Genomic DNA, 11,183 nt, shown 5'->3' on the forward strand with positions numbered 1-11,183 from the left:
AATCAAAATAAAAGAGCGAGATAGAAATCATAATAATCATGATTTCATATTCTCGCTCTTAAGCTAAAGTATTTATTTTTCTTAGAAAAATACTTCATTATTGTTATTTGTTGTCATTTTATTTAATATTTTTGATTAATTCATCAGCGAATTCAGATGTAGATACTTCTTTTGCACCATCCATTAAACGTGCGAAGTCATAAGTAACGACTTTTGAAGCAATTGTTTTTTCGATAGACTCAGTAATTTTGTCAGCTGCTTCTTGCCAACCTAGGTGCTCAAGCATTAATGAAGCACTTAAAATTTCAGATGATGGGTTTACTTTATTTAAACCAGCATATTTTGGTGCAGTACCATGTGTAGCTTCAAATATCGCATGGCCAGTTTCATAGTTAATATTTGCGCCTGGCGCAATACCAATACCGCCAACTTGTGCTGCTAACGCATCTGACACATAGTCACCGTTAAGATTCATCGTAGCTACTACATCGTGATCTGCAGGACGTGTCAATATTTGTTGTAAGAAAATATCTGCAATGGAATCTTTAATGATAATTTTACCGTCTTTTTCAGCTTGTTCTTGAACTTCATTAGCTTTTTCTTTACCATCTTTTTCAACAATTTCATCATATTGTTGCCATGTAAAGACTTTATCACCAAATTCATTATGTGCTAAATCATAGCCCCATTGTTTGAAAGCACCCTCTGTAAATTTCATAATATTACCTTTATGAACTAGAGTTACAGATTTACGATCATTATCTAGAGCATATTGAATCGCTGCACGAACTAAACGCTCTGTACCTTCTTTTGAAACTGGTTTCACACCAATGCCTGATGTTTCTGGGAATCTTATATTTTTAGCACCCATTTCATCTTGTAAGAAATCGATTAATTTTTTAACTTCTGGTGTTCCTTCTTTAAATTCAATACCAGCATAGATATCTTCTGTGTTTTCACGGAAAATAACCATATCAGTATCTTCCGGACGTTTAACTGGTGAAGGTACGCCTTGGAACCAACGTACTGGTCTTAAGCAAGTAAATAGATCAAGTTCTTGACGTAGTGCAACGTTTAATGAACGAATACCTCCGCCGATTGGTGTAGTAAGTGGTCCTTTAATTGCAATTAAATATTCATTGATTGTATCTAAAGTTTCTTGTGGTAACCATTCGCCTGTTTCATCATAAGCTTTTTGACCTGCAAGTACTTCTTTCCATTCAATTTTCTTTTCACCGTTATAAGCCTGTTCTACGGCTGCGTCAATGACTCTACTAGCAGCTGACCAAATATCTGGTCCAATACCGTCACCGATAATATAAGGAATGATAGGATTATTTGGTACAGTTAACCCTTCTGCTGTTTTTACTACTTTTTCTCCTGCCATGTAAAAATACCTCCATCATTTGAATTGTTTTATTTATGTTAATTCGTGATTATCTTTCTTCAATTGGTTCATAAGTTCTATTAGTTTCACCAATATATTGTGCTCTTGGACGCATAATTCTATTATCTCTATATTGTTCAAGAATATGTGCAATCCAACCTGAAGTTCTACTAACTGCAAAAATAGGTGTGAATAAATCATGTTCAATATTCATACTGTGATATACAGTTGCACTATAGAAATCCACATTAGCAATAAGGCCTTTTTCTTCTTTCATTTTATCAGCTATTTTTACAGATATATCAAATAACTGGCTTTGGCCTGTTTCGGATGTAATCTTTCTACTCATCTCTTTTAAGAATTTCGCTCTTGGATCACCATTTTTATATACACGGTGACCGAATCCCATTATTTTCTCTTTATTTTTAATTTTATTATCAATGTATTCATCTACATCATCAATAGACTTAACTTCTGATAACATACTCATTACACGCTCATTTGCCCCACCGTGTAATGGACCTTTTAAAGAACCGACAGCTGCTACAATACCTGAATACATGTCTGATAATGAAGACACTGCACATCTTGCAGTAAAGGTAGAAGCATTCAACTCATGATCTGCATGTAATACCAATGCTTTATTAAATGCTTCAACTTCGATATCTGTTGGTAATTCACCACGTAACATATATAAGAAATTACCAGCATAATTTAAATCACTACTAGGTTTAACAGGTTCTTTACCTTCTCTAACTCTAGCATATGCTGTAACAAGTGAAGCGATTTTAGCTTGAATGCGTACTGCACGTTCCATCGTTTGATCTTCACTTTCATCCTCAGCATGTTCATCAAAGTGCGCAACGTAAGACACTGATGTTCTTAATGCTGTCATTGGATGTACATTACTAGTAGCGTACTCTTTAAAATGATTATATACTCTAGGATTTAATGTCATATAGTTAAAGAGTTTTTCTTTAAATGATTGTAATTCTTCTTTATTAGGTAATCGGTAATGCCATAATAAAAAGACTACTTCTTCAAATTCAGCATTTTCGGCTAAATCATCAATTTCATAGCCAGCATATGTAAGTTGACTATCAATGATAGAGCTCACTTTAGTTTCTGCTGCAATTACCCCTTCTAAACCTTTTTGTAACTCTGCCATATATATTCCCCTTTTCTATTTCATAATGAAACGGCTTTCATAAACTATTATAGCCAATATTTACGTTTTTGTGAATATTTCAGTTTAAATTCCTAGTTAATCATTAAGAAATGATGATTTGTTTATATGCCCATAAACACGCCATAATTAATGAACGTTGTTATATCATCATTCTAATATGTAATTACCCTTTCTTCAATTTATCAAAGTTTTTAATTGGTTATCATGATTAATAACAAATTATTAATATAATATTACACTGACTTTTTTAAGATACAACTATAAAAAAGTGTTGTTTTATTTTAAATTGCGTATCATAATAATAAATAACTTAATAAAGGAGTTAAAACTTATGGCAAAACAACAGTTACAAAGAGAACTCAGCAATAGGCATATACAGTTAATTGCAATTGGAGGTGCAATCGGCACAGGGCTTTTCTTAGGAGCGGGTCAAACCATAGCATTAACTGGTCCTTCGATTTTACTTACATATATCATTATAGGATTTATGTTATTTATGTTTATGCGAGGCTTAGGTGAAATTCTTGTAACAAATACGAATTTTAAATCTTTTGCTGATGTAACAAATCAATACATAGGTTCATTTGCTGGATTTGTTACCGGATGGACATATTGGTTGTGTTGGATTATTACAGGTATGGCAGAGGTTACAGCTGTTGCTAAATACGTTAGTTTCTGGTACCCACATATACCTAATTGGATAAGTGCTCTATTTTGTGTATTAATTTTAATGTCACTCAATTTATTAAGCGCTAAACTTTTTGGAGAACTAGAGTTTTGGTTTTCCATCATCAAAGTAGTTACAATCTTAGCACTTATTGTCGTTGGCATTGTAATGATTGTCATGGCATACGATACACAATTTGGACACACCTCGTTAACTAATTTATATCAACATGGTATTTTCCCAAAAGGGATGAGTGGATTTTTAATGTCATTTCAAATGGCACTCTTTTCCTTTGTAGGGATTGAATTGATTGGCGTGACGGCTGGCGAAACAAAAGATCCAACTAAAACGATTCCAAAAGCAATCAACAGCGTTCCGATTAGAATTTTAGTATTTTATGTTGGTGCATTGACTGTAATTATGTCAATCATCCCTTGGAACAATATTAATCCAGAAGAAAGTCCCTTTGTGAGATTATTTGCTTTAATTGGTATTCCATTTGCAGCAGGCATCATCAACTTTGTAGTATTAACAGCTGCTGCTTCTTCTTGTAATAGTGGTATATTTTCAAACAGCCGTATGTTATTTGGGCTTTCAAATCAAAAGCAAGCACCCCCTATTTTTGAAAAAACAAACAAAAATGGTGTGCCTCACATAGCAATCTTAGTCTCATGTGCTCTATTGTTAATTTCAGCCTTATTGAACTATATTATTCCGAACGCAACTTTAGTATTCACATATATTACAACTGTTTCAACAGTACTATTTTTAGTCGTTTGGGCTTTAATTATTGTTGCTTACATTAATTATCATCGCCAAAACCCAGAAATGCACAAAAATGCTACATATAAATTATTTGGTGGTAAATATATTGGGTATATCATTTTGATTTTCTTCTTTTTAGTATTTTGCTTACTTTTCGTAAATGTAGAAACAAGAAGAGCAGTCTATTTAACACCTATTTGGTTTATCATCTTGAGTCTTATGTATCTAAGATATAAAAAATTCGCTACTTCAGATATGAAGTAATCCTATCAACAACTATTGTTGAATGCTTCAACACATCAATAATCTAATACAATAGCCTAAGACATAAAATGGTCTTGGGCTATTTCTGTAAAAGAAGAGACTTGATGCTACATCATTATGAGTAGTGTTTAACAATAATATTTGAATATCTCAATTCACGGTGTATATATCATATCGAAATCATTTAAACATATAACTATTGACGTGCTTAACATGTGTTATATATCAATCAAATAAGCGCAATCTGTTAATGTTTTTATGGTATGATGTATTACTTTAAGTGACGATTATAAATCGAGTAACGATGTTAACGTTTTATATCTAGAAAAAATGCACCTCCATTTATAAATGGAAGTGCATCTTTAATTTGTATTATCACTTATGTTGCTTATATTATGAGTAAGTATTTAGCATATGGTAACTATGATTAAAGTACGTTCGCATATCCTTCAAATACTTTACCTTGATTTGCATCTACCGTAATCAAGATATCATTTTGTATCTCTTTAGTCGCATTTTCAACACCTACAATTGTTGGAATGCCTTTTTCTAGACCTATAATTGCGCTCGGAGAAGTGATGCCGCTCTCTTCAGCAATTAAGCCACTGGCTTTTTCAATGTAAGGGACAAGCGTTTCATCTACAGAAGTTGTTACAATGACCGTTTCACTTAAATCTTTGCCTTCAAGTTCACTCGCATCATTCACTACTAAAGTATTTCCAACAACTGAATTTCTACCGATACCTTGACCTTTAGCTAATTCGTCACCTACTAGATGTAATTTCATCATATTTGTTGTCCCTTTTTCGCCTGTAGGTACACCTGCTGTAATAATGATTAAATCACCATTTTGAACTTTTTCAGTTTCGACCGCTGTAGCAACTGCTGTGTTCAACATAGCATCTGTTGTTTTACGTCCTTCTTTAACGACAGGGTGAATACCCCAAACCAAAGCACATTGACGCGCAGTTTCAGCATGTGGTGTAACCGCAATAATATCAGATTTAGGACGATATTTAGAAATCGTTCTAGCAGTAGAACCACTTTCAGTTGCTGCTACAATCGCTTTTACATTTAAATTTAATGCTGTATGCGCTACTGAAACACCAATTGCATTAACTAATGAAGTTTGCACTAATTTAGTACGATCGGATAATAATCGTTTATAATCTTGTGCAGCTTCAGCTGAAATTGCAATATTACGCATTGTTTTGACTGCTTCTTCTGGGTATAATCCAGCAGCTGTTTCGCCTGAAAGCATAACTGCATCTGTACCATCATAAATGGCATTCGCAACGTCACTTGCTTCAGCACGTGTCGCACGAGGATTACGTTGCATTGAGTCTAACATTTGCGTCGCTGTGATAACAGGCTTACCTAATTTATTACATTGTCTGATCAAGTCTTTTTGCACCATTGGTACGGATTCAGGTGGTATTTCAACACCCATATCACCACGAGCAACCATTAAACCGTCTGAAACCTCAAGTATTTCTTTAATATTGTCAATACCTTCTTGGTTTTCGATTTTAGGTATAATGCTAATGTTTGTGTTTTTACCATCTTCAAGTAATTTACGAATGTCTAGTACATCACTCGGACGACGCACAAAACTTGCAGCGATAAAGTCAATATTTTCACTTATACCGAATTTAATATCTTCAGCATCTTTATCAGTGATACCTGGTAAACTTACTTTAACACCTGGTAAGTTTACGCCTTTTTTATTTTTTAATTCTCCAGTGTTTAAAACATCACATACAACTTCACCGTTTGCTTTATCTATTTGTTTTACTTGTAATTCAATAAGGCCATCATCTAATAAAATATATGAGCCTTCTTGAACATCATTTATTAGATTATCGTACGTTACTGAGAATTTTTCAGGTGTACCTTCAACTTCTGTCATACTTACGATGACTTCCGTACCTTTTTCAAGTTCAATAGCACCATCTTTCATGTTGTGAGTACGGATTTCAGGACCTTTAGTATCCAATAATATTGCAACTGTTTTACCTAATTTTTGAGATACTTCACGAATTCTATCAATTCTAGCTTTATGTTCTGCATGATCACCATGTGAGAAATTTAATCTCGCAACATTCATTCCAGCTTTAATTAATTTCTCAAGCATTTCTTCAGACTCAGATGCAGGTCCAATTGTACAAACAATTTTAGTTTTTCTCATTATTAATGCCTCCCAGTATTTTATATCGATAATTCATTTGCTAAAGCAAATGTTTCAAAATCAAACTTGTGTTCATTTGACCTAAATATTTCTTCAAATGAAGTGTCTGTTAATTCATTGTTGCGAATACCAACGCCGATTGCTGTTTTTCCTTCTAGTAATAAGTCTACAGCATGTCCACCTAATCGTGAAGCAAGCATTCTATCTGCGCCACTTGGACTGCCGCCACGTTGGATATGACCAAGCACAGATACACGCGCATCAACATTAATATACTTTGTCAGTTCTTTTGCACAATCTTCTCCAGACATACAACCTTCTGCAACCATAACAATGGAATGTTTTTTTCCACGTCTTATTCCGTTGTCAATTTTTTCAGCTACATCTTTAATATCTGTTTCCACTTCTGGGACAATGATCGTTTCAGCTCCTACTGAAAGTCCAGCCCATAGTGCTAAATCTCCACAATCACGACCCATAACTTCTATGATGAATGTTCTTGCATGACTTGAAGCCGTATCGCGAATTTTATCAACACAATCTATAATGGTATTTAATGCAGTATCAAATCCAATTGTAAAGTCTGAACCGTTGATATCATTATCTATCGTACCTGGTACACCTATCGTTTGAATTTCTTTACATTCTTCGCTAATGCGTTGCGCACCTCTATAGCTACCATCTCCGCCTATTACTACTAGGCCTTCAATACCTCTTTTGCGCAAGTTCTCTATTGCTTTTTGTCGAACTTCTGCTTCTTTAAATTCAGGACACCTTGCTGAATACAGAAAAGTTCCGCCACGTTGGATTGTATCTCCAACAGAACCGAGCTCCAACTTCTCGATATCATCGTTTAATAATCCTTGATAGCCTTGGTAAACACCGTAAACTTCAATATTATTATAAATCGCTTTTCTAACAACAGCTCTAATAGCCGCGTTCATGCCTGGTGAATCTCCACCGCTAGTCAACACTGCAATTTTTTTCATGACGACATACCTTTCTAACATGTATTTCTTATTCTAAAAATACCATAAAATCATAGAAGGTGCCATTAAAATAGGGCATTGTAACTCATGTAAACGTTTTTAATTATTGTAAAAAAACATTTTACAATACGAAAGCGTTTCCTTATATTTTATATTTTCAAAACAATGATACTTTATCATACCTTTAACTTTACTTTATTAAACAGATATCTCAAACTCCCACTTTTGACTTACTTTGCTCAATAAAAAAGAGCACTAATATGAAATCAGGGGTTTGTAAACCTGATTGCAATTTAATGCTCTTTTAAAACCTTAGACTATAAAATCCACATGGTTAGTATGAATACTATAAAAAATGGCTTTGCAGAAGTATATTATTTCGTGTCTTTTTAATTATTCATTAAAAGAACCGATATTTCTAAATTTGTCATAGCGATCATCTATGATTTGTTGTTCACTAAACGCACTTAATTCATTCAAATGTTTTAAAAATGCACTTTTTATATTTTGAGCTTGCTTTTCAATATCATGATGAGCGCCACCAAGTGGTTCTTTTAAAACTTCATCGGCAATTTTCAATTCATATAAATCTTCTGCAGTAATCTTCATTGTTTCCGCAGCTATTTGTGCTAAATTACTATCTTTCCATAATAATGCAGATGCACCCTCTGGTGAAATTACAGAATATGTGCTGTTTTCCAGCATTAATAAACGATTCGAAATGCCAAGACCTAAAGCACCACCGCTTCCACCTTCACCAATTACAATCGCAATGACTGGCACTTTAAGTGCTGCCATTTCAATAAGGTTTTTAGCAATAGATTCACTTTGACCGCGTTCTTCTGCTGCTTTCCCTGGATAAGCACCTTTTGTATCAATAAATGTAAAAATAGGTCTATTAAATTTTTCAGCTTGCTTCATTAAGCGTAAGGCTTTTCTATATCCTTCAGGATGCGCCATACCAAAGTTACGATAAATATTATCTTTGGTATCTTTCCCACGTTGTTGTCCAACAACTGTAACTGCTTGGCCATTTAAATAACCAATACCACCAATCATAGCTGGATCATCTCTGAAATTACGATCTCCATGTAACTCAATAAAGGAATCAAAAATATGTGGTATATAATCTAGAGATGTAGGTCTTTCTTGTAAGCGTGCTAACTGTACTCGATCCCAGGGTTTTAAATGAGTATATACCTTTTGTGTTTCACGCTCTAATGAAGCCTCAAGCATATCAATTTCTTCCTGTAAGTCCACGTCATTTTTTTCTTGTGATTCTTTTAACGATTCAATTTTGTTTTTTATTTCAAAAAGTGGCTTTTCAAAGTCAAGCATTCGTTTTCACCTCTTGGTGCATTTTTAAAATATTAGATAGTGTTACTTTCATTTCTTTTCTATGTACAACTTTATCTAATTGTCCATGCTCTAATAAAAATTCAGCAGTTTGGAAGTCGTCAGGTAGCTTTTCATTAATCGTTTGTTCAATCACTCGTCTACCAGCAAAACCAATAAGTGCTTTAGGTTCACTTAAATTAATATCACCAACTGAAGCAAAGCTTGCCGATACACCACCTGTTGTTGGGTTTGTAATATACGAAATATATAGCAATCCATGATCCATATGTCTTTTTAAAGTGACACTGGTTTTACCCATTTGCATTAAAGATATGATACCTTCTTGCATTCTAGCGCCACCACTAGCAGAAAATAGGATGAACGGTAAACGATGCTCAGTACAATATTCTATAATTCTACATATCTTTTCACCAACCACTGAGCCCATGCTACCCATTCTAAATCTAGCATCCATCACAGCTACGCCAAATTCAATACCTTCTAAATGTGCTGTACCAGTAACAACAGCTTCATTTAACTCTGTTTTTTGTTGATCTTTTTGAATTTTTTCTTCATAACTTGGAAAATCCAATGGATTCGCAGAGGTCATTCCTTTATCAAATTCTGTGAATGTACCTTCATCAGAAATGGCTTCAATTCTTTTATACGCTGTTAAAGCGATGTGATGATCACAATTGAAACATACATTTAAATTTTCAGCTAATTCTTTAGTATACATGATCTTCTTACATTTCGGGCATTTTGTCATAATTCCTGCTGGAACATCACTTTGTTTTGAATCGGAAACAGTCACATACTTTTTCTTTTTACTACTTCTATTGAAAAAATCTTTAAACATTTTAAACCTCCACTTAACCATTACTGTCTTCCCAATATTATAAACACAATATTTTGAGATCAGTATTCATGAATATTATTTATCTAAATCTGTTAATTTCATTGTTTTATTATAAATTTCTTCTGGGTCCATATCTGTTCTTGCTACCCCTGTTTCCATTGCTGCTTTTGCAACTTCTCTAGCAACAGAAGGTGCCACACGTTTGTCAAACGGACCAGGAATACAGTAATCTGGATTTAATTCTTCTGGTTTAATTAAATTTGCAATTGCTTCTACTGCAGCTTGTTTCATCTCTTCATTTATATGCGTAGCTTCTACATCTAATGCACCTCTAAAAATACCAGGAAATGCAAGGACATTATTGATTTGATTTGGATAATCCGAACGACCAGTTCCAATTACTTTAGCACCTGCTTCTTTTGCCACATCAGGATTGATTTCAGGATTCGGATTTGCCATAGCAAATATAATTGGATCTTTAGCCATTGATTCAACCATTTCTTTTGTTAACAAATCGGCTACAGAAACGCCAATAAATACGTCAGCATCTTTTATGACATCACTTAACGAGCCTTCTACTTTATCTCTATTTGTCCATTTAGCTACAAATGCTTTTGTATCATTCATACCATAAGAACGACCTTCGTAAATAGCACCTTTGGAATCACACATAATCATATCTCTAACACCATATGAATAAAGCAATTGAACAATTGCCATACCTGCTGCACCTGCTCCGTTAAGTACCACTTTTATATCAGATAATTCTTTATCTATAATGCGCAGTGCATTAATCATACCTGCAACTGTTACAATTGCAGTACCATGTTGGTCATCATGAAAAACAGGTATTTTTGTTTCTTTTTTTAAACGCGCTTCAATTTCAAAACAACGTGGTGCAGAAATATCTTCAAGATTAATGCCACCATAGTTTGGTTCTAATAATTTTACCGTATTTACAATTTCATCTGTATCCGTAGTATTTAGTGCAATCGGCACACCATCAATGCCTGAAAAACTTTTAAACAAAACTGCTTTCCCTTCCATTACTGGAATACTAGCTTCTGCACCAATGTTTCCCAATCCAAGTACAGCTGTACCATCTGTAACAACCGCGACTGTATTTGCTTTCATTGTATATTCAAATACTTTTCTAGGGTCTTCATGTATTTCTTTACATGGTTCAGCTACACCGGGTGAATATGCCAAACTTAGCTCTTCTTTATTGGTCACTTGAACTTTTGGTGTAACTTCTAATTTACCTTGATTAATTCTGTGCATTTCTAGTGCGTCGTCTCTTAATGTCATGTAAACCTACCCCTTACATTCAATAATTTTAATCAGTCATATACATTTTTATTACAATCTAACAAAAATTACAAATGTTATCGTTAGCATTAAATCATAAGCACATGTTGTATGATAACTTTTGTAATAAAAACATATATTTTACATGTAGTATTTAAACTTTCATTTAATATAAACTGATGGTAAGTAACAACTTAACCATCAGTTTACTATATCATAGTTTATAGAC

The 11,183-nt window shown here is 33.8% G+C and carries 8 protein-coding genes; 1 reads left to right on the forward strand and 7 read right to left on the reverse strand.

What is annotated here, in order from left to right; translation table 11 throughout:
- Nucleotides 1–118 precede the first annotated feature (118 nt).
- Together icd and CD150_RS03770 are read right to left on the reverse strand one after the other, a co-directional pair.
- Nucleotides 119–1,387 (reverse strand): NADP-dependent isocitrate dehydrogenase, encoded by a 1,269-nt coding sequence (icd, locus tag CD150_RS03765; RefSeq protein WP_064208852.1) that lies wholly within the window; start codon nucleotides 1,385–1,387, stop codon nucleotides 119–121.
- A gap of 49 nt (nucleotides 1,388–1,436) precedes the next feature.
- Complete coding sequence (locus CD150_RS03770) at nucleotides 1,437–2,555, reverse strand: citrate synthase (RefSeq protein ID WP_064208851.1); 1,119 nt, start codon at nucleotides 2,553–2,555, stop codon at nucleotides 1,437–1,439.
- A gap of 352 nt (nucleotides 2,556–2,907) precedes the next feature.
- Here CD150_RS03770 and CD150_RS03775 point away from each other — a divergent pair, with 352 nt between their 5' ends.
- Nucleotides 2,908–4,272, forward strand: a complete 1,365-nt coding sequence (locus tag CD150_RS03775) for an amino acid permease (RefSeq protein ID WP_073341743.1) — start codon at nucleotides 2,908–2,910, stop codon at nucleotides 4,270–4,272.
- Nucleotides 4,273–4,699: 427 nt separating this feature from the next.
- Here the strand turns inward: CD150_RS03775 and pyk are convergent, their stop codons facing one another.
- The 5 genes from pyk to ystJ all read right to left on the reverse strand — a co-directional run bounded on the left by pyk (nucleotide 4,700) and on the right by ystJ (nucleotide 10,954).
- A complete protein-coding gene (pyk, locus tag CD150_RS03780; protein WP_073341742.1) occupies nucleotides 4,700–6,460 on the reverse strand; it encodes a pyruvate kinase in 1,761 nt (586 codons plus the stop codon).
- 20 nt (nucleotides 6,461–6,480) lie between these two features.
- Nucleotides 6,481–7,449: a 6-phosphofructokinase gene (gene pfkA, locus CD150_RS03785; protein ID WP_046206871.1), complete on the reverse strand. Its 969-nt coding sequence runs from the start codon at nucleotides 7,447–7,449 to the stop codon at nucleotides 6,481–6,483.
- Between the two features lie 393 nt (nucleotides 7,450–7,842).
- Nucleotides 7,843–8,787 carry an acetyl-CoA carboxylase carboxyltransferase subunit alpha gene (locus CD150_RS03790; protein ID WP_103161355.1) on the reverse strand — a complete coding sequence of 315 codons (945 nt, stop codon included), beginning with the start codon at nucleotides 8,785–8,787 and terminating at the stop codon, nucleotides 7,843–7,845.
- Nucleotides 8,780–9,646, reverse strand: coding sequence for an acetyl-CoA carboxylase, carboxyltransferase subunit beta (gene accD / locus CD150_RS03795; RefSeq protein WP_046206869.1), 867 nt, complete (start codon nucleotides 9,644–9,646; stop codon nucleotides 8,780–8,782). Before accD ends, CD150_RS03790 begins: the two co-directional genes overlap by 8 nt.
- Nucleotides 9,647–9,721: 75 nt before the next feature.
- Nucleotides 9,722–10,954 (reverse strand): NADP-dependent malic enzyme, encoded by a 1,233-nt coding sequence (ystJ, locus tag CD150_RS03800; protein WP_064208848.1) that lies wholly within the window; start codon nucleotides 10,952–10,954, stop codon nucleotides 9,722–9,724.
- Between the last annotated feature and the right edge of the window lie 229 nt (nucleotides 10,955–11,183).

The sequence above is a fragment of the Staphylococcus ureilyticus genome, assembly GCF_002902235.1.
GTDB lineage: Bacteria > Bacillota > Bacilli > Staphylococcales > Staphylococcaceae > Staphylococcus > Staphylococcus ureilyticus.

Coding starts and splice junctions, on each gene's coding strand:
- icd (WP_064208852.1), bottom strand. CDS start 1,387: ATGGCAGGAGAAAAAGTAGTAAAAACAGCAGAAGGGTTAACTGTACCA.
- CD150_RS03770 (WP_064208851.1), bottom strand. CDS start 2,555: ATGGCAGAGTTACAAAAAGGTTTAGAAGGGGTAATTGCAGCAGAAACT.
- CD150_RS03775 (WP_073341743.1), top strand. CDS start 2,908: ATGGCAAAACAACAGTTACAAAGAGAACTCAGCAATAGGCATATACAG.
- pyk (WP_073341742.1), bottom strand. CDS start 6,460: ATGAGAAAAACTAAAATTGTTTGTACAATTGGACCTGCATCTGAGTCT.
- pfkA (WP_046206871.1), bottom strand. CDS start 7,449: ATGAAAAAAATTGCAGTGTTGACTAGCGGTGGAGATTCACCAGGCATG.
- CD150_RS03790 (WP_103161355.1), bottom strand. CDS start 8,787: ATGCTTGACTTTGAAAAGCCACTTTTTGAAATAAAAAACAAAATTGAA.
- accD (WP_046206869.1), bottom strand. CDS start 9,646: ATGTTTAAAGATTTTTTCAATAGAAGTAGTAAAAAGAAAAAGTATGTG.
- ystJ (WP_064208848.1), bottom strand. CDS start 10,954: ATGACATTAAGAGACGACGCACTAGAAATGCACAGAATTAATCAAGGT.